The following is a 20450-nucleotide window of genomic DNA, read 5'->3' on the forward strand; positions in this document are numbered from 1 at the left end:
CGATAGCGGACTGATAGACGAAATGATGTTGTCTGACACGCCGCCATCGCGAGCAAGCTCGCTCCCACAGGGATCAGCTGTGATTCAAGACAATAAAAAATAATCGCGACCTTCGACCTGCCCCCGTCGCAGCGGGTTCCGCGTGCAGTACGGCGCATACGCCGCGTCCACAAACCGATACATCAAATGCTCATCTCGCCCGAGCGGAATGCCCAATCGCGTGGTTTGAATAATGCCTGTCGGCGTCGCCCCAACGTCCTCCACCAGCAGCAGTTCATGATCAAACCGCTTGGCGTCCCACATCGGCACTTTCAATCCCAGTGCCTTGCACAGCAATGTCTGGCCGGCGCAGAGTTTCTGTGACGGGCGAGGGCGGCCGCTGGCGTCGGGGTTGTTCAAGAGCATTTGCGCGAGCGCCGCCGGGCCGCTCAACTCATCGACCCATGGGTACGCGGATTTGATCAGCACGGCGTTGCCCGGCCCGTGCGCGCTGAAGTTCAGCGAGTCGCCGCCACGCGCGTAATACATATAGATGTGCCCGCCATCCAGAAACAAAGCCTTACGCTTTTCTGTGTAGCCGAGCGAGGCATGGCTGCCTTTTTCGTCGAAGTAATACGCTTCGGTTTCAATAATTCGCGCGCTCAGCCACAAATCGCCGACCCGATGGCGGATGACTTTGCCGAGCAGATCTCGGGCGAGGATTTGTGCGTCGCGATCGAAAAAAGCGTCCGGCAACCCCGTAGGCAGGGGGGATGCAGAAGCGCGAACAGTCAGGTTGGACATGATGAACGGCGTTTATCAAGGCTGATTGAGCGCCGATGATAACAATTTGCAGCTTAATCACGGCTGAACGTCGGCAATTTGCGCTCCATTTCGACCATCCGCCCGTCACCGCTGTTAGTCAGGGGACACGACAGCTATAATCTGCCGCTTTCATCTTTGCCAAGACCCCATCCGACAATGACTGAGTCCGTCCTCGACTACATGACCCGCCTGGGTCGCGCTGCCCGCGAAGCTTCGCGCATCATCGGCCGTGCCAGCACCGCGCAGAAAAACCGCGCTTTGCAGGCCGCTGCCAATGCGCTGGATGCTGCGCGCGACGAACTGACGACGGCCAATGAGCTGGACCTGGCCGCCGGTCGCGCCAATGGTCTGGAAGCAGCATTGCTCGAACGTCTGGCGCTGACCCCGGCGCGCATCGACAGCATGATCGTCGGTTTGCGCCAGGTGGCGGCGCTGCCGGACCCGGTCGGTGCGATCCGCGACATGAGCTTTCGTCCTTCGGGGATTCAGGTCGGCAAAATGCGCGTGCCGCTGGGCGTGATCGGGATCATCTACGAATCGCGGCCGAACGTGACCATCGACGCCGCCAGCCTGTGCCTGAAGTCGGGTAACGCGACGATCCTGCGCGGCGGCTCCGAAGCGATCAACTCCAATCGCGCCATTGCCGCGTGCATCCAGCGTGGTCTCGCCGAAGCCGAGCTGCCGGCCGCCGTGGTGCAAGTGGTCGAAACCACCGACCGTGCCGCCGTCGGTGCGCTGATCACCATGCCCGAGTACGTTGACGTGATCGTCCCGCGCGGTGGCAAAGGCTTGATCGAACGGGTCAGCCGCGACGCGCGTGTGCCGGTGATCAAGCATCTGGATGGCATTTGCCACGTTTACGTGAGTGCCCATGCCGATCTGCCGAAAGCCCAGCGCATCGCCTTTAATGCCAAAACCTACCGTTATGGCATTTGCGGCGCGATGGAGACATTGCTCGTCGATCAAATCGTTGCCAAAGATTTCCTGCCGTTGATGGCTGCCCAGTTCCGCGAAAAAGGCGTCGAGCTGCGCGGTTGCGAGCGCACGCGGGCAATCGTCGATGTGCTGGCCGCGACCGAAGAAGACTGGAACACCGAATACCTGGCGCCGATCCTGTCGATCCGCGTGGTCAACGGACTCGACCAGGCGATCGAGCACATCAACCGGCATGGCTCGCATCACACCGATTCGATCGTCAGCGAAAACCTCGCCGAGACCCGGCGTTTTGTCGCTGAAGTGGACTCCTCGTCGGTGATGATCAACACGCCGACCTGCTTCGCCGATGGCTTTGAATACGGATTGGGTGCCGAGATTGGCATTTCTACTGATAAGCTGCACGCCCGCGGCCCGGTCGGCCTCGAAGGGTTGACCTGCGAGAAGTACATCGTGGTCGGTGACGGCCAGTTGCGCGGACAGGAGTCGGTCTGACTTGGCCGACCTCGACCCGTCAGCCCCGGACATTCCCGGTGAGGCTGGGCCTCGGCGCATTGGCGTGCTGGGCGGAACGTTCGACCCGGTGCACATCGGCCATTTGCGCGGTGCGCTGGAAGTCGCCGAATACCTGGGCCTCGATGAGCTGCGACTGACACCCAGTGCCAGGCCGCCTCATCGGAGCACGCCGCAAGTGTCGGCGCAGGACCGGCTGGCGATGGTCGAGTGCGCGGTGGCCGGTGTGGCGCCGTTGGTGGTGGACGCCCGCGAATTGCAGCGGGACAAACCGTCCTACACCATCGATACCCTGGAGCTGATGCGTGCCGAAATGGCCGCAGACACCCAGGTTTTTCTACTTTTGGGCTGGGACGCATTTTGCGGCCTGCCCACTTGGCATCGCTGGGAAGAATTGCTCCAGCATTGCCACATCCTGGTGCTGCAACGCCCGGATGCCGACAGCGAACCGCCGGATGCCTTGCGCAATCTGTTGGCGGCGCGCTCGGTGAGCGACCCGCTGGCCCTCAAAGGGCCGAGCGGACAGATTGCATTCGTCTGGCAGACGCCGCTCGCGGTATCCGCCACCCAGATCCGTCAACTGCTGGCCAGCGGTAAGTCGGTACGTTTCCTGGTGCCTGACGCGGTCCTGGCCTACATCGATGCGCACGGTCTGTACCGTGCGTCGAACTGAAAAAGGGTGCGCTTCAACACACGTGAACGCGTGAACCGAAGCGCCCGAACATACGAGCAAAACGAGTTTTATATGACGAACAAAGACGTAACTAAAGTAAAACGCAAAGGCACGTTCAAGAGCGCTCCGCTGCCTGAGCCGGTATTGACTACCGAGCCGCTGAAGGGTGATGCGCTGGTCCAGGTTGCCGTTGCAGCCCTGGAAGACGTCAAGGGCCAGGACATCCAGGTCATCGACGTTCGCGAAAAGCAGAGCATCACTGACTACATGATCATCGCTACCGGTACGTCCAACCGCCAGATCGGCGCGATGCTCGACAAGGTTCGCGAAGCCGTCAAAGCCCTGGGCGTCAAGCCACTGGGTGAAGAAGGCAAGGGCGACAGCGACTGGGTCCTGCTGGATATGGACGACGTGATCGTGCACATGATGACCGCCTCGGCGCGTCAGTTCTACGACCTCGAGCGTCTGTGGGCCGGTGCCGAGCAGAGCCGTTCTGCCAGCGCTGCTCACCACAGCCCGGAAAACACCCACGAGCATTTCACCAAGCTCAACAAAGACCAGTTGTAAGGGATTGCTGTGCGACTGCGACTGATCGCCGTCGGTTCACGCATGCCGAAATGGGTGGAAGAAGGCTGGCATGAATATGCCAAGCGTCTTCCGTCCGAGCTGGCGCTGGAACTGGTGGAAATTCCGCTCAACACCCGTGGCAAAAACGCCGACGTGGCGCGCTTCATCCGTCAGGAGGGCGAAGCCATGCTGGCGAAAGTCGGGCCGAACGAGCGGATTGTCACCCTCGAAGTCCACGGCAAGCCCTGGAGCACCGAGCAACTGGCGGTCGAACTCGATCGCTGGCGGCTCGATTCGCGCACGGTCAACTTCATGGTGGGTGGCCCCGAAGGGCTGGCGCCGGAAGTCTGTGCGCGGGCTGACCAGCGCTGGTCGTTGTCGCCGCTGACGTTGCCGCATCCGCTGGTGCGGATTCTCATCGGCGAACAGTTGTATCGTGCCTGGACAGTCCTGTCCGGCCACCCTTACCACAAGTAGCTCTGCCCTCATGCCTCAGCCGATCCGCATCAAGGACCACGAAAAAGACGCCCGTCTGGTGCGTGGCCGCGTCGTGTTCGGGGCAATTGCGGTGGTGGCGCTGATTTGTGTGCTGATCGCGCGGCTGTATTTCCTTCAGGTGATCCAGTACGAGTACCACTCGACCCTGTCGGAAAACAATCGCGTGCATGTGCAGCCGATTCCGCCCACCCGTGGGCTGATCTTCGACCGTAATGGCGTGGTGGTGGCCGATAACCGGCCCAGCTTCAGCCTGAGCATGACCCGCGAGCGCTCCGGCGACTGGCAGCAAGTGCTCGATGTGATCGTCGAGGTGCTGGAACTGACGCCCGAGGACCGGGTGATTTTCGAGAAACGCATGCGACAGGGGCGCCGGCCATTCGAGCCAGTGCCGATCCTGTTCGAGCTGACCGAAGAACAGATCGCCCGGATCGCGGTGAACCAGTTCCGCCTGCCGGGCGTGGAAGTGGTCGCGCAGTTGGTGCGCCATTACCCGCAGGGCGCGCACTTTGCGCACTCGGTGGGTTACATGGGCCGGATCAACGAGAAAGAGCTGAAGTCGCTGGACCCGGTCAACTACAGCGGCACCCACCACATCGGCAAGACCGGCATCGAGCGTTTTTATGAGCCCGAGCTGCACGGCCAGGTGGGTTACGAAGAAGTCGAGACCAACGCTCGGGGCCGCGTTTTGCGCGTGCTCAAGCGTACCGATCCGATTCCCGGCAAGGACATCGTCCTGAGCCTGGACATCAAATTGCAGGAAGCCGCCGAAGCCGCACTCGGCGGGCGTCGCGGTGCCGTAGTCGCGCTGGACCCGGCGACTGGCGAAGTGCTGGCGATGGTCAGCCAGCCGAGTTTCGACCCGAACCTGTTCGTCACCGGCATCAGCTTCAAGGCTTACGCCGAGCTGCGCGATTCCATCGACCGGCCGCTGTTCAACCGCGTACTGCGCGGTCTGTACCCGCCGGGCTCGACGATCAAACCGGCGGTGGCGATTGCCGGCCTCGATTCCGGCGTGGTCACCGCGTCGACCCGCGTCTACGATCCCGGTTATTACCAACTGCCCAATTACGATCACAAATATCGCAACTGGAACCGTTCCGGCGACGGCTACGTCGACCTCGATACGGCGATCATGCGGTCCAACGACACCTATTTCTATGACCTCGCGCACAAGCTGGGGATTGATCGGTTGTCGGCGTACATGGGCAAGTTCGGCATCGGCGAAAAAGTCTCGCTGGACATGTTCGAAGAGTCGCCGGGGCTGATGCCTTCCCGTGAATGGAAGCGCGCAACCCGGCGTCAGGCCTGGTTCCCGGGCGAAACGCTGATTCTCGGGATCGGTCAGGGCTACATGCAATCGACCCCGCTGCAATTGGCCCAAGCCACGGCGCTGGTGGCCAACAAAGGTGTGTGGAACCGTCCGCATCTGGCGAAAACCGTCGAGGGTGAAAAACCCAAGGATGACAACCCCATGCCGGACATCGTCCTGCGCGACCCGTCCGACTGGGCCAAGGTCAACCACGGCATGCAGCAGGTGATGCACGGCGCGCGTGGTACGGCGCGCAAAGCGGCGATTGGTGCGCAATACCGGATTGCCGGCAAAAGTGGTACGGCCCAGGTGGTCGCGATCAAGCAGGGCGAGAAGTACGACCGCTCCAAGGTTCAGGAACGCCACCGCGACCACGCCTTGTTCGTCGGTTTCGCGCCGGCCGACAACCCGAAAATCGTCGTGTCAGTGATGGTCGAGAACGGCGAGTCCGGTTCCGGCGTCGCGGCGCCGGTGGTACGTCAAATCATGGACGCCTGGCTGCTCAATCAGGAAGGCCATCTCAAAGCCGAATACGCCAGCCCTATCAGTGCGGAGGCTACGGCCCGTGATGAATAATTTTGATCGCATGCTGTCCAGCGAGGATGTGATGCGTCGCCGCGCGACGCTGCTGCAACGTTTGCACATCGATGGCCCGTTGTTGATCCTGCTGCTGACCCTCGCCGCCGGCAGCTTGTTCGTGCTGTATTCGGCGAGCGGCAAGAGCTGGGATCTGTTGGCCAAGCAAGCCACGTCCTTCGGCATCGGTCTGGTGTCGATGATCGTCATCGCCCAGTTCGAACCGCGTTTCATGGCGCGCTGGGTGCCGGTCGGTTATGTGATCGGCGTGCTGTTGCTGGTGGTGGTGGACGTCATGGGCCACAACGCCATGGGCGCCACGCGCTGGATCAACATTCCCGGGGTGATTCGCTTCCAGCCTTCGGAATTCATGAAGATCCTGATGCCGGCGACCATCGCCTGGTACTTGTCCAAACGCACTTTGCCGCCGCAGCTCAAGCACGTCGGGATCAGCCTGTTCCTGATCGGTTTGCCATTTATCCTGATCGTCCGCCAGCCCGACCTCGGCACCTCGTTGCTGATTCTTGCTGGCGGCGCGTTCGTGCTGTTCATGGGCGGGCTGCGCTGGCGCTGGATCATCAGCGTGCTGGCCGCTGCAGTGCCGGTGGCGGTGGCGATGTGGTTTTTCATCATGCACGACTACCAGAAGCAGCGAATCCTGACTTTCCTCGACCCGGAAAGCGATCCGCTCGGCACTGGCTGGAACATCATTCAGTCCAAGGCTGCGATCGGTTCCGGCGGGGTATTCGGCAAGGGCTGGCTGCTCGGCACCCAGTCGCACTTGGACTTCCTGCCGGAAAGCCACACCGACTTCATTATTGCGGTGCTCGGCGAAGAATTCGGTCTGGTGGGGATTTGCGCGCTGCTGCTGATTTACCTGCTGTTGATCGGTCGCGGGCTGGTAATTACCGCTCAGGCCCAGACATTGTTCGGCAAATTGCTCGCGGGCAGCCTGACCATGACGTTTTTTGTTTACGTTTTCGTCAACATCGGTATGGTCAGTGGCCTGTTGCCGGTTGTGGGGGTGCCGTTGCCGTTCATTAGCTACGGAGGAACTTCGCTGGTGACGCTGCTGTCAGCGTTTGGGGTTTTGATGTCGATCCATACCCATCGTAAGTGGATCGCGCAGGTTTGAATAAGGTGAAGATTTCAATGCAAGCAATGCGTGGCTGGGCGACTCGATACGCTCCGTGGGTCAGCCTGGTAGGCATCCTTGGTACTGCGGAAACGCGGGCCGGCGATTACGAAGGTTCACCTCAGGTGGCCGAATTCGTCGGTGAAATGACCCGCGACTACGGTTTTGCCGGTGAACAGTTGATGGGCGTGTTCCGCGAGGCCGAGCGCAAGCAGTCGATTCTGGACGCGATCTCGAAACCTGCCGAGCGGGTCAAGCAGTGGAACGAATATCGCCCGATGTTCATCACCGACGCGCGCATCGCCCGTGGTGTGGACTTCTGGCGTCAGCACGAAGCCGTGCTGGCGCGTGCCGAGCAGGAATACGGCGTGCCGGCCCAGGTGATCGTTTCGATCATCGGCGTCGAGACGTTCTTCGGGCGCAACACCGGCAACTTCCGAGTGATCGACGCCTTGTCGACCCTGGGTTTCGACTATCCGCCGCGTGCCGAATTCTTCCGCAAGGAATTGCGTGAATTCCTGCTGCTGGCGCGCGAAGAGCAAGTTGACCCGCTGACGTTGAAAGGCTCGTACGCCGGCGCGATGGGCCTGCCGCAATTCATGCCGAGCAGCTTTCGCGCCTATGCCGTGGACTTCGACGGCGACGGCCACATTAATATCTGGACCAATCCGGACGATGCCATTGGCAGCGTTGCCAGTTATTTCAAGCATCACGGCTGGGTCGCCGGCGAACCGGTAGTCAGCCGCGCCGATGTGCGTGGCGAGCAGATTGATGAGGGTTTGACCACGGGCATCGAACCGACTAAAACCGTCGGGGAGTTGCGAGCGTTGGGGTGGTCGAGTCATGATGCGCTGCGCGATGATATGCCGGTCACCGCTTTCCGCCTGGAAGGTGACAAGGGCCCCGAGTACTGGATGGGCCTGAAGAACTTTTACGCAATTACGCGTTATAACCGCAGCGTGATGTACGCCATGGCCGTACATCAACTGTCTGAACAGCTGGTCCAAGCACGGGGCGTCAAGTAATGCGGGCATTGCCTATGAATAAACCCCTGAAGCTGATGGCATTTGCCGGGTTGGCGGTGCTGGTCGCCAGTTGTTCGACCACCACCACTCGCGCACCGGCGCAGAAATCCACTTCCACCGCCGTGCGCGCGACGCCGGGGCTGGACATCAACCGCGCCCACAAAGATGGCGCGCCGTGGTGGGACGTCGATGTTTCGCGCATCCCGGACGCCACGCCGACCCTGCACAGCGGTCCTTATAAAGCCAACCCGTACACGGTGTTGGGCAAGACCTATTTCCCGTTGCAGGAATCCAAGACCTACGTGGCCTCGGGCACGGCGTCGTGGTACGGCACTAAGTTTCACGGCCAGAACACCGCCAACGGCGAAGTCTATGACTTGTACGGCATGAGTGCCGCGCACAAGACCTTGCCGCTGCCGAGTTACGTTCGGGTGACCAACCTGGACAACCACAAGACTGTGGTTCTGCGGGTTAACGACCGTGGGCCGTTCTACTCCGACCGCATCATCGATTTGTCCTACGCGGCAGCGAAGAAACTCGGTTATGCCGAAACCGGCACCGCGCGGGTCAAGGTCGAAGGCATCGATCCGCAGCAGTGGTGGGCACAGAAGGGCCGTCCGGCGCCGTTGATGCTCAACGAGCCGCAAGTGGCGCAAAATGCCGCGCCGACCATTACCGCTTCGGCGGGCAAGGTCGAACAATGGACACCACCGCCGCAGCAACACGCCGCCGCCGTAGTGCCCGTGCAGATCGATGCAAAAAAAAACGCTTCTGTACCAGCGTCTGGCCAGTATCTGCAGGTGGGCGCGTTCGCCAACCCGGACGCTGCCGAACTGCTGAGATCGAAGCTCAGCGGGATGGTGAGCGCTCCGGTGTTCATCAGCTCGATAGTGCGCAACCAGCAGACACTGCATCGGGTGCGCCTGGGGCCGATGGGCTCACCGGGTGAAATCCAGCAAGTGCAGAACAGCGTGCGATTGGCCAATCTCGGTTCGCCGAGCCTGGTCACCGCCGAGTAATACGCGTTATTTGTTTCATGGTTTGATTGATTCAAGGTTCGCTTGCGGTTTGGGGGGGGAACCTGGTTGTTGGCTCGTCAAGAACAAAAGCCCGGCAAGGGTTGTGAGTGAACGACTGAACACGCGACGGCCTGTTAGAAGCCGTCTGATTAGTTTTGCCCTAGGGCAGTTTCCATTAGCGATTTCGAGAGACGGATGAACATCACCACCTTTGCCAAACGCCTGTGCCTGTTAGTCCCGCTGTTCATCACGCCTGCCGCTTTTGCGGTAGAAATGATGCCGTCGCCACCTCAACTGGCCGCCAAATCCTACGTGCTCATGGACGCCAGCAGCGGCAACGTGCTGGTCGAGAACAACGGTGACCAGCGCCTGCCGCCCGCCAGCCTGACCAAACTGATGACCGCGTACATTGCGACGCTGGAAATCCGTCGTGGCCAGATCGGCGAAAATGACCCGGTGACGGTCAGCGAGAACGCCTGGCGCACCGGCGGTTCGCGGATGTTCATCAAGGTCGGCTCGCAGGTAACCGTCAGCGACTTGCTGCACGGCATCATCATTCAGTCGGGCAACGACGCCAGTGTTGCGCTCTCCGAGCACATCGCCGGCAGCGAAGACGCGTTCGCCGACATGATGAACAAAACCGTGGCCGACCTGGGCATGACCAACAGCCACTTCATGAACCCGACCGGTCTGCCAAACCCGGAGCACTACTCGTCGGCTCACGACATGGCCGTGCTGGCTCGCGCGATCATCCACGAAGACCCGGCTCACTATGCGATCTACTCGCAGAAAGAGTTTTTCTGGAACGGCATCAAGCAGCCTAACCGCAACCTGCTGCTGTGGCGCGACAAGACCGTTGACGGTCTGAAAACCGGTCACACCGACGAAGCCGGCTACTGCATGGTGTCTTCGGCTGTACGTGATGGCATGCGCCTGATCGCCGTGGTGTTCGGCACCAACAGCGAAGTCGCTCGCGCTTCCGAAACGCAAAAACTGCTGACCTACGGTTTCCGATTCTTCGAAACCCAGACCTTCTATCAGAAAGGCGCCGAGCTGGCCCAGGCTCCTGTCTGGAAAGGCACCACCAATCAAGTCAAGGCCGGCCTGGCCCAAGACCTGACCATGACCCTGCCGAAGGGCCAGCTGAAGAAGCTCGCCGCCAGCATGACCATGAACCCGCAACTGATCGCGCCAATCGCCAAGGGCGACGTGATCGGTAAAGTCGAAGTCAAACTGGACGACAAGGTTGTGCACAGCGCTGACCTGATCGCGCTGGATGGCGTCGAGGAGGGTGGTATCTTCCGCCGCATGTGGGATAGCATCCGTCTATTCTTCTACGGCTTGTTCAACTGATTTAGTGTGGACTTGCATGGCCGCGCCCCGATCCGGGACGCGGCCATGTCCGTTGCCACGGCTTACGAGGCCGTTACGCCATGACAGATACCGAAGTAAAGGCGCCAAAGATCGAATTCCCGGTGAAGGATTATCCGGTCAAAGTGATCAGCGATACCGGCGCGGGTAACAAAGACAAGATCATCGACATCGTCAAGAAACACGCGACCATCAACGATGAGCGCATCGACGAGCGTCAAAGCACCAACGGCAAATACACCACTATCCAGTTGCACATCGTCGCCACCGGCCAAGAACAGCTGTACGACATCAACAGCGAGTTGCGGGCTACCGGTTTCGTGCACATGGTGTTGTGATGTCTGGCGCGGTAGGCTTTCGCGAGCTTGGCCAGATGGCTTACGAGCCGGTCTGGCATGCCATGCAACGTTTTACCAACGAACGCGGCACTGACGCCGCGGACGAAATCTGGCTGGTCGAACACCCACCGGTGTTCACCCAGGGCCAGGCCGGCAAGGCTGAGCACTTGTTATTGCCGGGCGATATTGCGGTTGTGCAGGTCGACCGTGGTGGTCAGGTGACTTACCACGGTCCGGGCCAATTGGTCGCTTACCTGTTGCTGGATGTACGCAAGTTGGGTTTCGGCGTGCGTGACCTGGTCACCCGCATGGAACACTGCCTGATCGAGTTGCTGGCCAGCTACGGCGTGACTGCCGCTGCCAAGCCAGACGCGCCGGGTGTCTACGTCGACGGGGCGAAAATCGCTTCCCTGGGGCTGCGGATCCGCCATGGTTGTTCCTTTCACGGCTTGGCCCTGAACGTGGACATGGACCTGGAACCGTTTCGACGAATTAATCCCTGCGGCTACGCCGGGCTGGCGATGACCCAGCTGAGTGATCACGCAGGATCGATTGTATTTGCCGAGGTAAGTGCCCGGCTGCGCGCGCAGCTCGTCAAACACCTCGACTATGCTGAGCAGACGACCCTTACGGGCGGAATCGACTGATATGACTACTGATGCAGTGCAAACCATGATCCCGACGCTGGATGTTACCGAGCGCCCGGCCCCACGTGCCAAGGTTGAAGCCGGCGTCAAGCTGCGCGGCGCCGAGAAGGTTGCACGCATCCCGGTAAAGATCATTCCGACCACCGAACTGCCGAAGAAACCCGACTGGATTCGCGTGCGCATCCCGGTTTCTCCGGAAGTCGACCGCATCAAAGCCCTGCTGCGCAAACACAAGCTGCACAGCGTTTGTGAAGAAGCGTCCTGCCCGAACCTCGGCGAGTGCTTCTCCGGCGGCACCGCGACGTTCATGATCATGGGCGACATTTGCACCCGTCGCTGCCCGTTCTGCGACGTTGGCCACGGTCGTCCGAAGCCACTGGACGTCAACGAGCCGGAAAGCCTGGCGATTGCCATTGCCGACCTGAAGCTCAAGTACGTGGTGATCACCTCGGTTGACCGCGATGACTTGCGTGACGGCGGTGCCCAGCACTTCGCCGACTGCATCCGCGAGATCCGCAAACTGTCGCCGAACGTGCAGCTCGAAACCCTGGTCCCGGATTACCGTGGACGCATGGACGTGGCACTGGAAATCACCGCCGCCGAGCCGCCGGATGTGTTCAACCACAACCTCGAAACCGTACCGCGTCTGTACAAGGCTGCGCGTCCGGGCTCCGATTACCAGTGGTCGCTGACCCTGCTGCAACGCTTCAAGCAGATGATGCCGCACATTCCGACCAAGTCCGGCCTGATGCTCGGCCTGGGCGAAACCGACGAAGAAGTCATCGAAGTCATGAAGCGCATGCGCGAACACGACATCGACATGCTGACCCTCGGCCAGTACCTGCAACCATCACGCAGCCACTTGCCGGTGCAACGTTTCGTGCACCCGGACGTGTTTGCCTGGTTCGCCGAGGAAGGCTACAAGATGGGCTTCAAGAACGTCGCGTCCGGCCCGTTGGTACGTTCCTCGTACCACGCCGACGAGCAAGCGAAGCTGGTTAAAGCCGAGCTGATCTCGGCGTTGTAATTCGCCGCTGACGTGCACAATCGCCCGCATGGCTTTACCGCCACGCGGGCGTTTTTTTGCCTTGCCTACAGGCATTGGCGGTTTTTCCCGCAGGCCGTGGCGCATTTCAAGCCTTCTGTTTATGTGCATTCCTGACTACTGTGTGCAGACGTTTTTCCGCTGGGAGATTCAAGGATGACCGTTCGACCGACCCACACGCTGTTCCCCCACGCGCCCGTCCCGGCGCTGCCTTCGGAAGGCCTGATTGGCGTGATCGCGCCCGCCGGGCCTGCGCCGCTGGACACCGACAAAGCCGTGCAATGGATGCGCGCCCGTGGTTATTCCCTGCGTGTATTTCCCGGTGTTTACCAAGCTGACGGTTACCTGGCCGGCAGCGACCAGACGCGACTGAATGACCTGCACGCAGCATTCGCCGACAGCGACGTCGACGCGATCATTTGCCTGCGCGGCGGTTACGGCACGCCGCGCCTGCTGGATGGCATCGACTTCGACGTGCTGCGCGCCAATCCCAAGCCGTTCATTGGCTACAGCGACATCACCGCGCTGCATCTGGCGATCAGCCGTCATGCCGGGTTCGTGACCTTTCATGGGCCGCTGCTCAACGCCGATCTGCTGGGTGATAAACAGAAACCTACCGAGTCGTCATTCTTCAACATGCTGCGCGGGCAAGTGAAGTCGGGCGACGTGCTGGCGCACCCGGTGGCCTATCCGTTGACGACGATCGAGCCGGGCATCGCGCATGGGCGTTTGCTCGGCGGCAATCTGTCGATGATCGCCGCGGTGATGGGCACGCCTTACGAGATTGAGGCCGAAGGCGCGATTCTGTTTATCGAAGACATCAACGAGCCGCTGTACCGCATCGACCGGCTGCTGACGCATCTGCGCCTGGCCGGCACGCTGGGCAAGCTGCGCGGGGTTCTGGTCGGGGATGTGGCGGGCGTGGACAGCGCGGCGCTGGCACGACTGCTCAAGCAGACCTTCGAACCCTTGCGGATTCCGGTGCTGGCGGGGTGGCGCAGCGGGCATTGTGATCCGAACCTGACCTTGCCGATGGGCGCGCTGGTCAAGCTGGATGCGGGGAATAAAGTGTTGGTGTTGGAGCAGGATGTGGTGGTCAAGCGTTAGAGCGTAGTCGCCCGTTAGTCAGTCATCGCGAGCAAGTTCGCTCCCACGGATCACACAGTCCTGTAGGAGCGAGGCTTGCCCGCGAAGCTTTAACGGCTACGCAAACCTTCCAGCAACTTATGCGTCGGATAGCCATCCGCCGGCCAGCCAAACGACTGCTGCGCGCTGCGGATCGCTTTGCGCGTATTGGCGCCGATAATGCCGTCAGCCGTGCCGGCGTCGTAGTTCTGCGCGCTCAGCAGGTTTTGCAGCTCGATGCGCTCGCTGCGGCTCAGCGGCAAATCATCTTTTGGCCAGCTGCCGTTGATCAGGCCACCACCGCTGAAACGCTCACACAACAGGCTCACTGCCAACGCATAGGACGACGAATTGTTGTACTTGAGAATCGCGCGGAAGTTATCGAACACCAGAAACGCCGGGCCGCGATAACCGGCCGGCAGCAGCAGGGCGGCGGACAGGTTCTCGGTGCCGGCCGGAACCTGGCCGCCATTCGGCATGTTCACACCGAGTTGCCGCCATTCGGCGACGCTCTTGCGAATCGTGCCGTCAGCCAGCACGTAATCGAAGCTGCCCGGCAGCTGCACTTCGTAACCCCACGGCTGGCCACGCTGCCAACCGGAGCTTTGCAGATAGTGCGCGGTCGAGGCCAAGGCATCGGCCGGGCTGCCCCAGATGTCGCGGCGACCGTCGCCATCGAAATCCACCGCGTGGGTGTTGTAGGTGGTCGGAATGAACTGGGTCTGACCCATGGCGCCGGCCCACGAGCCGAGCATTTTCTCCGGAGTGATGTCGCCCTGTTGCAGGATCTGCAGCGCGGCGATCAATTGCGCGTGAGCGAACGCGGGGCGGCGGCCCTCATAGGCGAGGGTCGCCAGGGAATTGATCACCGATTTGCTGCCCTGAAACTGCCCGAAATTACTTTCCATGCCCCACACCGAGACCAGTGCCTGGCGGTCGACGCCGTAACGCTGCTCGATGCTTTGCAGGATGTCGGCGTACTGGTTGACCAGCGCCTGACCTTTGCGCACCCGCAGTGGCGACAGTGCGCCATCGAGGTATTCCCACACCGGGCGAGAGAACTCAGGTTGGCTGCGGTCGGCGCGGATCACGCTGTCGTCGAAGCTGATATTGGCGAACGCGCGGTCGAACAGGTCGGCGCGGATGCCGGCGGCCAAGGCGTCCTTGCGGAAACCGGCCTGCCATTCAGCGAAGGTCTGCGTCGGTTGCAGGTCGAGGTTTTCGCCGGTCGGCACCACGGGCGGGATCACCGCAGGCGCGGTTGCGACGGGAGCAGTCTTGAGCGGTTGGGCGTCGGCGGCGGTCGGTTTTTCGGCGCAGGCGACAAGCAGAATGAGGCTGGAGGCGGCAATCAATTGGCGAACGGGCCAACGACGGGAAAGACGAAGGGGCATGCACAGGTCCAGGGAATACGAATCAGGTGCAGACCTTAACATGGAGAAGGGGGGTTCGGCTTCAAGCAGCCAGAAAGTAAGAAGCCTCCCAGCTATTAGACTGGAAGGCTTCGCGGCGGTAGCTGCCTTTGCCCTTGCCGACGCGTTCCTGACGACTGCGGAACAGTGGCTGGGCGATGATGGATTTGGCCTTGTTCGGGCCATTTTTGGATGGCTTTTTGCTCATGATGATTCTCTCGACCGAGTGGGGTTGCGCCGCGAATAATCTGCCGAAGATGGAGGTCTGTCCAGTCCCTTGTGGCGAGGGGGCTTGCCCCCGTTCGGCTGCGAAGCAGTCGCAAAACCTGCGTCCACTTAGTGCCTGGAAAAACTCGGTTGCATATTCCAGGGCCGCTTCGCGCCCCAGCGGGGGCAAGCCCCCTCGCCACAAAAGGCCTTATTCGGCGGGCAATGACAGCCGCTGTCCGGCCATCAACAACGACAGCCGGCTCAAGCTCATCCACGCCGAACCTGGCGCTTGCCCCTTGATCTGCGCGTCGATGCGCTGCGCTTCCAGCAACAACTGCGCCCAGCGTTGCGCCGAGTAGCGTTGCAGGGCTTTGCTCATCAGCGGTTTGCGTTTGTCCCAGACCGGTGGCCGGGCCGAGCTGAACGCTTTGTCGAGTGGCACACCCTGACTGTATTGCAGCGAAAGATTGGCCAGCAGCCGCAACTCGCGGGCCAGCGCCCAGAGGATCACCGGCGGCTCGACGCCTTCGCCACGCAGCCCTTCGAGCATGCGCAAGGCGTGAGCGGCTTCGCCATTGAGAATCGCGTCGGTGAGGCCAAACACATCAAAACGCGCACTGTCGGCAACGGCCGCTTGCACGGTTTCAACGGTAATCTGCCCGCCCTCGGCCATCAGCTTGAGCTTTTCGATTTCCTGCGCGGCGGCCAACAAGTTGCCCTCGACCCGCGCCGCGATCAGCTCCACTGCGTCCTGCGTCGCCGACAAACCGGCCTGCGACAAGCGCTGACGAATCCAGCTCGGCAACTGGTTGGCATCCACCGGCCAGATCTGCACGAACTGGGTTTGCGCGCCTTCGACCAGCGCTTTGCCCCACTTGGTTTTCTGCGCGGCGCCGTCGAGTTTCGGCAGGCTGATCAGCAACACGGTGTCTTCAGCCGGGCGCGAGCAGTATTCGATAAACGCTGCCGCGCCTTTGTCACCGGGCTTGCCGGAAGGCAGACGCAGTTCCAACAGACGCTTTTCAGCGAACAGCGACATGCTCGCGCCGGCCTGCAGCAGCGTTCCCCAGTCAAAACTGGCGTCGGCGGCAAACACTTGGCGTTCATCGAAACCCTGCTGACGGGCAGCGGCGCGAATGGCGTCCGCCGCTTCCTGACACAGCAACGGGTCATCGCCGCTGATGATGTAGACCGGCGCGAGGGCACCTTGCAGGTGTTTGGCGAGTTGGGCGGGGGCGAGTTTCATAAGAGAGTGCAAACGGGGCGCCTGAGCGCCCCGTAAGTCTTATTGCTGCGGGACTTCGATCGGCGACTGGCGCGGCGTTTCCGCTTCAGCCTTCTGCGCCGCTTCAAGGGCGTCGGCTTCAGCCTTGGCCCGTGCGTTGGCGGTCTGTTGCAACTGATCCAGCTGGGTTGGCGTGATCTGTTGCAGGCGCAGCATCATGCGCTGAACCAGTTCGCGACGGATTTCAGTCTTGGCGGTATTGGCTTCCTGATCGGAACCCACCAGGTTGTTGCCGTCGTGGATGAACACCTTCTGCACCTCAAGCTTGTCGCTCATCAGGCTCAGGTTGTTCTCGCCACGGATGTCGTAGCTCAGAACGGTGGTCACCTGGTACTCGCCAGTCCGACCGGCGCCGGCGTAGCTGAGGATGCGCTGGCCTTCCTGCTCGTCGGTCAGCACCAGTTTGTACGGCGCACCGGTGTAGACGTTGACGCCGCTGCTCTGCAGCACCTGGCGCAGTTGCGTCACGGTTTCGCCGTAGGCATTGCGCGCGCTGACGTCGAGTTCCTTGATCGCCAGTTCGTTGGTGCCGGTACCGCGCAGCTGGAAACCGCAGGCGCTCAACAGGACCGCGAGGCCCATCACCAGCAGATTGCGTTTGATCATTTTGTTGCTCCCCTTGAAACCAGGTGGGCCGACCGTGCGGCCCGAAAGGTTTAACTCGGCGCCAGGCTCACCTGGCGCCTGATCCAATTAGCTGGCGACGATATTGACCAGTTTCCCGGGCACTACGATCACTTTACGAATAGTCAGGCCATCGACAAAACGCAGCACGTTTTCATTGGCCCGTGCGGCGGCTTCGACTTCTTCACGGCTGGCGCTGGCGGGCATTTCGATCTGGCCGCGCAGCTTGCCGTTGACTTGAATAACCAGTTGCAGGCTGTCCTGCACCAGCGCGCTCTCGTCCAGCACTGGCCAGCCTGCGTCGATCACCGGGTCGGCGTGACCCAGTTGATTCCACAGTTCATGGCTGATGTGCGGAGTAATTGGCGCCAGCAGCAGGACCACGGTTTCGAGGCCGTGGTGAATCAGCGCGCGATCCTGTTCGGTGCCTTGCGGGGCTTTTTCCAGCACGTTCATCAGCGTCATCACCTGGGCGATGGCGGTGTTGAATTTGTGGTTCTGGCCAACGTCGTGGCTCGCTTGCTTGATCGCCTGGTGGATCGAGCGGCGAATGACTTTCTGCGCATCGTTCAGCGAAGCGACGTCGAGTTTGCCCGGCAAACCTTGAGTCACGTGCGCTTGCGCCAGACGCCAGACGCGCTTGAGGAAGCGGTGCGAGCCTTCGACGCCGGAGTCGGACCATTCGGCGCTCATGTCGGGCGGCGAAGCGAACATCATGAACAGTCGGCAGGTGTCGGCGCCGAACTGGTCAATCATCGACTGCGGGTCAACGCCGTTGTTTTTCGACTTGGCCATCTTCTCGGTGCCACCGATTTCTACCGGCAGACCGTCGGCGATCAGTTTGGCGCTGACCACCTTGGCTTTGCTGTCGCGTTCAAGTTCGACGTCCGCCGGGTTGAACCAGGTGTAGGCACCATTGGCTTCGCGACGGTAATAAGTGTCGGCGATCACCATGCCTTGTGTCAGCAGGTTCTTGAATGGTTCGTCCGAACTCACCAGGCCTTCGTCACGCATCAGCTTGTGGAAGAAGCGCGCGTACAGCAGGTGCAAAATCGCGTGCTCGATGCCACCAATGTACTGATCGACTGGCAACCAGTGATCGGCAGCGGATTTCTCCACCAGCCCGCCTTCGTAATGCGGCGAGGCGTAGCGAGCGTAGTACCACGAGGACTCGACGAAGGTGTCCATCGTGTCGGTTTCACGTTTGGCCGGCTGGCCGCATTTCGGGCAGCTGCACTCGTAGAACTCGGGCATGCGCGCCAGTGGCGAACCGGCGCCGTCCGGCACTACGTCTTCCGGCAGTACGACCGGCAGTTGATCTTCCGGGACCGGCACATCACCGCAGGTTTCGCAGTGGATGATCGGGATCGGGCAGCCCCAATAGCGCTGGCGGCTGATGCCCCAGTCGCGCAAGCGGAACTGCGTGCGCGAGGCGCCGAGGTTTTTCTTGATCAGCGCGACTTCCATCGCGTCGAAAGCGCCTTCGAAGTCGAGGCCGTCGAACTCGCCGGAATTGATCAGCGTGCCGTGCTCGCCGTAGGCGTCTTGCCACGGGGCGGGGTTGCTGTCGCCGGAGCTGGTGCGCACCACCGATTTGATCGGCAGGTTGTACTTGGTGGCGAACTCGAAATCACGTTCGTCGTGCGCCGGAACTGCCATCACTGCGCCGTCGCCGTAATGCATCAGCACGTAGTTGGCGACCCACACCGGCAACTTCTCGCCGGTCAGCGGGTGCTCGACGAACAGCGAGGTCGGCAGGCCTTTTTTCTCTTGAGTGGCGACGTCGGCTTCAGCGACGCTGCCGCCCTTGCATTCAGCGATGAACGCTTGCAGCTCAGGATTGTTCTGCGCGGCCAGGGTGGCCAGCGGGTGCTCGGCGGCGACCGCGACGTAAGTCGCGCCCATCAATGTGTCCGGGCGGGTGGTGAAGACTTTGAGGACGCCGCTTTCGCCGATCGAATCGACGTTGTACGGGAACTGCACTTCCATCCCGCGCGACTTGCCGATCCAGTTGCGCTGCATGGTCTTGACCTGTTCAGGCCAGCCCGGCAGATCGTCGAGGCTCGACAACAGCTCATCCGCGTACGCAGTGATCTTGAAGTAGTACATCGGGATTTCGCGCTTTTCGATCAGCGCGCCGGAACGCCAGCCGCGACCGTCAATCACTTGTTCGTTGGCCAGAACGGTCTGGTCGACCGGGTCCCAGTTCACGGTGCCGCTCTTCTTGTAGATCACGCCTTTTTCGAACAGGCGCGTGAACAGCCATTGTTCCCAGCGGTAGTAATCGGGCTTGCAGGTGGTCACTTCACGCGACCAATCCACCGCCAGGCCCAGGCTGCGCAGCTGGGTTTTCATGTAGGCGATGTTTTCGTAGGTCCACTTGGCGGGCGCTACGTTGTTTTTCATCGCGGCGTTTTCCGCCGGCATGCCGAACGCGTCCCAACCCATCGGTTGCAGGACGTTTTTGCCGAGCATGCGCTGATAGCGCGAGATCACGTCGCCGATGGTGTAGTTGCGCACGTGCCCCATGTGTAGCTTGCCGCTGGGGTAAGGGAACATCGACAGGCAGTAGAAAGTCTCCTTGCCTGGCTGTTCACTGACTTCAAAGGACTTTTGCTCGTCCCAGAACGACTGGGCGGCGGCTTCGATTTCACGGGGCTGATATTGTTCGTGCATGGCTACTTTTGAACTGAATAGGGGTGGCCTAATCCTCTTCGATGCAATGCCGGACGCTGATCACGCCAAATCGGCGTTTCGCTGTCCAGGCGAGCTGGAAGTGGAGTTACAGGAAGCGCCGTAGCATACATGACCGCACTCTATCGAGGGAAACCCTGATTACAGGCACGCGCTCGCGCAAATCCCGCCGCGAGGGCCGTTGGTCGCAGCGCTCAGCCGGTTTGTCGATGGAAGCTAAGCTCCTATTTGGGGATTGAGTCATATCTTCAATGAGGTGAGGGATGGTTGAGTCACAACGTAAAGTTACAAAACCGGAGCTGTACGAAAGATTGATCGACCGTCTGGGGATGGCCCTGGACGCGGCGAAAACTGCTGATCGGTTGCGTGATGAACGTCCATTGGAGCTGGAGTTGCGTGGCCTGAGCCCCGCAGAGTTTGCACTGGTCAAAGCGTATCTGGACCGCAGTGAACGTGAGACACACGGATGCTTGTCCGAAGCAGTGAAGCAGCTCGACGCCCCACGTTCGGCCAAGATCATCTGGCTAAAAGACAAGGCACCCGACAGGGACGCGGTAAAGGTCCGGTCGCTGCCATTCAAGCAAGGGCACTTGAAACCGTGACGTAGGTTTTTTTGCAGTTTAGTTCTGCACATCAGTTGTCGCGTT

Annotated in this window: 20 protein-coding genes; 14 read left to right on the forward strand and 6 right to left on the reverse strand. The window is 60.9% G+C overall.

All coding sequences use genetic code 11. The features are described 5' to 3' along the window. Window positions 1–84: 84 nt before the first annotated feature. Window positions 85–783, reverse strand: a complete 699-nt coding sequence (locus FBY12_RS25985; protein ID WP_145257153.1) for a DNA-3-methyladenine glycosylase — start codon at window positions 781–783, stop codon at window positions 85–87. Window positions 784–960: 177 nt separating this feature from the next. Between FBY12_RS25985 and FBY12_RS25990 the strand changes: the two genes are divergently transcribed. From FBY12_RS25990 to FBY12_RS26050, 13 genes are all read left to right on the forward strand, one after another. Beyond that, window positions 961–2232, forward strand: a complete 1272-nt coding sequence (locus FBY12_RS25990) for a glutamate-5-semialdehyde dehydrogenase (RefSeq protein ID WP_121732655.1) — start codon at window positions 961–963, stop codon at window positions 2230–2232. Window position 2233: 1 nt separating this feature from the next. Beyond that, a complete protein-coding gene (nadD, locus tag FBY12_RS25995; RefSeq protein ID WP_092277621.1) occupies window positions 2234–2923 on the forward strand; it encodes a nicotinate-nucleotide adenylyltransferase in 690 nt (229 codons plus the stop codon). Between the two features lie 72 nt (window positions 2924–2995). Then, window positions 2996–3490 carry a ribosome silencing factor gene (gene rsfS, locus FBY12_RS26000; RefSeq protein WP_092277623.1) on the forward strand — a complete coding sequence of 165 codons (495 nt, stop codon included), beginning with the start codon at window positions 2996–2998 and terminating at the stop codon, window positions 3488–3490. 9 nt (window positions 3491–3499) lie between these two features. Then, window positions 3500–3967 (forward strand): 23S rRNA (pseudouridine(1915)-N(3))-methyltransferase RlmH, encoded by a 468-nt coding sequence (gene rlmH, locus FBY12_RS26005; protein ID WP_003185785.1) that lies wholly within the window; start codon window positions 3500–3502, stop codon window positions 3965–3967. Between the two features lie 10 nt (window positions 3968–3977). Then, a complete protein-coding gene (gene mrdA, locus FBY12_RS26010; protein WP_121732653.1) occupies window positions 3978–5873 on the forward strand; it encodes a penicillin-binding protein 2 in 1896 nt (631 codons plus the stop codon). Between the two features lie 31 nt (window positions 5874–5904). Beyond that, on the forward strand, window positions 5905–7008 hold the full coding sequence (gene rodA / locus FBY12_RS26015; RefSeq protein WP_167370477.1) for a rod shape-determining protein RodA: 1104 nt from the start codon (window positions 5905–5907) through the stop codon (window positions 7006–7008). Between the two features lie 17 nt (window positions 7009–7025). Next, window positions 7026–8033: a lytic murein transglycosylase B gene (mltB, locus tag FBY12_RS26020; RefSeq protein ID WP_092277629.1), complete on the forward strand. Its 1008-nt coding sequence runs from the start codon at window positions 7026–7028 to the stop codon at window positions 8031–8033. After that, window positions 8033–9052 carry a septal ring lytic transglycosylase RlpA family protein gene (locus FBY12_RS26025; RefSeq protein WP_145257156.1) on the forward strand — a complete coding sequence of 340 codons (1020 nt, stop codon included), beginning with the start codon at window positions 8033–8035 and terminating at the stop codon, window positions 9050–9052. The genes mltB and FBY12_RS26025 overlap by 1 nt, the downstream gene beginning before the upstream one ends. A 195-nt stretch (window positions 9053–9247) precedes the next feature. Beyond that, entirely contained in the window at window positions 9248–10405 is a 1158-nt protein-coding gene (locus tag FBY12_RS26030) for a D-alanyl-D-alanine carboxypeptidase family protein (protein WP_101208845.1), read from the forward strand. An 80-nt stretch (window positions 10406–10485) separates the two neighbouring features. Beyond that, window positions 10486–10761 (forward strand): DUF493 domain-containing protein, encoded by a 276-nt coding sequence (locus FBY12_RS26035; protein ID WP_109503374.1) that lies wholly within the window; start codon window positions 10486–10488, stop codon window positions 10759–10761. Continuing rightward, window positions 10761–11408: a lipoyl(octanoyl) transferase LipB gene (gene lipB / locus FBY12_RS26040; RefSeq protein ID WP_145257159.1), complete on the forward strand. Its 648-nt coding sequence runs from the start codon at window positions 10761–10763 to the stop codon at window positions 11406–11408. The genes FBY12_RS26035 and lipB overlap by 1 nt, the downstream gene beginning before the upstream one ends. Before the next feature lies 1 nt (window position 11409). Beyond that, window positions 11410–12435, forward strand: coding sequence for a lipoyl synthase (gene lipA / locus FBY12_RS26045; RefSeq protein WP_054052430.1), 1026 nt, complete (start codon window positions 11410–11412; stop codon window positions 12433–12435). Between the two features lie 174 nt (window positions 12436–12609). Next, window positions 12610–13560 carry an LD-carboxypeptidase gene (locus FBY12_RS26050; RefSeq protein ID WP_145257162.1) on the forward strand — a complete coding sequence of 317 codons (951 nt, stop codon included), beginning with the start codon at window positions 12610–12612 and terminating at the stop codon, window positions 13558–13560. An 89-nt stretch (window positions 13561–13649) separates the two neighbouring features. Here the strand turns inward: FBY12_RS26050 and FBY12_RS26055 are convergent, their stop codons facing one another. From FBY12_RS26055 to leuS, 5 genes are all read right to left on the reverse strand, one after another. Beyond that, window positions 13650–14972, reverse strand: a complete 1323-nt coding sequence (locus FBY12_RS26055) for a lytic murein transglycosylase (RefSeq protein ID WP_145257165.1) — start codon at window positions 14970–14972, stop codon at window positions 13650–13652. Between the two features lie 61 nt (window positions 14973–15033). Then, window positions 15034–15198: an alternative ribosome rescue factor ArfA gene (gene arfA, locus FBY12_RS26060; protein WP_145257168.1), complete on the reverse strand. Its 165-nt coding sequence runs from the start codon at window positions 15196–15198 to the stop codon at window positions 15034–15036. A gap of 210 nt (window positions 15199–15408) precedes the next feature. Continuing rightward, the gene (holA, locus tag FBY12_RS26065) at window positions 15409–16446 is read right to left on the reverse strand and encodes a DNA polymerase III subunit delta (RefSeq protein ID WP_121732650.1); all 1038 of its coding nucleotides are present in this window, start codon (window positions 16444–16446) and stop codon (window positions 15409–15411) included. Window positions 16447–16485: 39 nt separating this feature from the next. Beyond that, on the reverse strand, window positions 16486–17091 hold the full coding sequence (gene lptE / locus FBY12_RS26070; protein ID WP_092277647.1) for an LPS assembly lipoprotein LptE: 606 nt from the start codon (window positions 17089–17091) through the stop codon (window positions 16486–16488). Window positions 17092–17178: 87 nt separating this feature from the next. Continuing rightward, the gene (leuS, locus tag FBY12_RS26075; RefSeq protein WP_121732649.1) at window positions 17179–19785 is read right to left on the reverse strand and encodes a leucine--tRNA ligase; all 2607 of its coding nucleotides are present in this window, start codon (window positions 19783–19785) and stop codon (window positions 17179–17181) included. A 281-nt stretch (window positions 19786–20066) separates the two neighbouring features. On the opposite strand from leuS, the gene FBY12_RS26080 reads away from it, so the two are divergent. Further along, window positions 20067–20405, forward strand: a complete 339-nt coding sequence (locus tag FBY12_RS26080) for a hypothetical protein (RefSeq protein ID WP_145257171.1) — start codon at window positions 20067–20069, stop codon at window positions 20403–20405. Window positions 20406–20450: the final 45 nt, after the last annotated feature.

Origin of the sequence: Pseudomonas sp. SJZ131 (genome assembly GCF_007828705.1) — a bacterium.
Taxonomy (GTDB): domain Bacteria; phylum Pseudomonadota; class Gammaproteobacteria; order Pseudomonadales; family Pseudomonadaceae; genus Aquipseudomonas; species Aquipseudomonas prosekii.

Coding starts and splice junctions, on each gene's coding strand:
- rsfS (WP_092277623.1), top strand. CDS start 2,996: ATGACGAACAAAGACGTAACTAAAGTAAAACGCAAAGGCACGTTCAAG.
- mrdA (WP_121732653.1), top strand. CDS start 3,978: ATGCCTCAGCCGATCCGCATCAAGGACCACGAAAAAGACGCCCGTCTG.
- leuS (WP_121732649.1), bottom strand. CDS start 19,785: ATGCACGAACAATATCAGCCCCGTGAAATCGAAGCCGCCGCCCAGTCG.
- FBY12_RS26055 (WP_145257165.1), bottom strand. CDS start 14,972: ATGCCCCTTCGTCTTTCCCGTCGTTGGCCCGTTCGCCAATTGATTGCC.
- arfA (WP_145257168.1), bottom strand. CDS start 15,198: ATGAGCAAAAAGCCATCCAAAAATGGCCCGAACAAGGCCAAATCCATC.
- FBY12_RS25990 (WP_121732655.1), top strand. CDS start 961: ATGACTGAGTCCGTCCTCGACTACATGACCCGCCTGGGTCGCGCTGCC.
- FBY12_RS26030 (WP_101208845.1), top strand. CDS start 9,248: ATGAACATCACCACCTTTGCCAAACGCCTGTGCCTGTTAGTCCCGCTG.
- lptE (WP_092277647.1), bottom strand. CDS start 17,091: ATGATCAAACGCAATCTGCTGGTGATGGGCCTCGCGGTCCTGTTGAGC.
- FBY12_RS25985 (WP_145257153.1), bottom strand. CDS start 783: ATGTCCAACCTGACTGTTCGCGCTTCTGCATCCCCCCTGCCTACGGGG.
- FBY12_RS26080 (WP_145257171.1), top strand. CDS start 20,067: ATGGTTGAGTCACAACGTAAAGTTACAAAACCGGAGCTGTACGAAAGA.
- rodA (WP_167370477.1), top strand. CDS start 5,905: ATGCGTCGCCGCGCGACGCTGCTGCAACGTTTGCACATCGATGGCCCG.
- FBY12_RS26050 (WP_145257162.1), top strand. CDS start 12,610: ATGACCGTTCGACCGACCCACACGCTGTTCCCCCACGCGCCCGTCCCG.
- lipB (WP_145257159.1), top strand. CDS start 10,761: ATGTCTGGCGCGGTAGGCTTTCGCGAGCTTGGCCAGATGGCTTACGAG.
- lipA (WP_054052430.1), top strand. CDS start 11,410: ATGACTACTGATGCAGTGCAAACCATGATCCCGACGCTGGATGTTACC.
- FBY12_RS26025 (WP_145257156.1), top strand. CDS start 8,033: ATGCGGGCATTGCCTATGAATAAACCCCTGAAGCTGATGGCATTTGCC.
- holA (WP_121732650.1), bottom strand. CDS start 16,446: ATGAAACTCGCCCCCGCCCAACTCGCCAAACACCTGCAAGGTGCCCTC.
- FBY12_RS26035 (WP_109503374.1), top strand. CDS start 10,486: ATGACAGATACCGAAGTAAAGGCGCCAAAGATCGAATTCCCGGTGAAG.
- mltB (WP_092277629.1), top strand. CDS start 7,026: ATGCAAGCAATGCGTGGCTGGGCGACTCGATACGCTCCGTGGGTCAGC.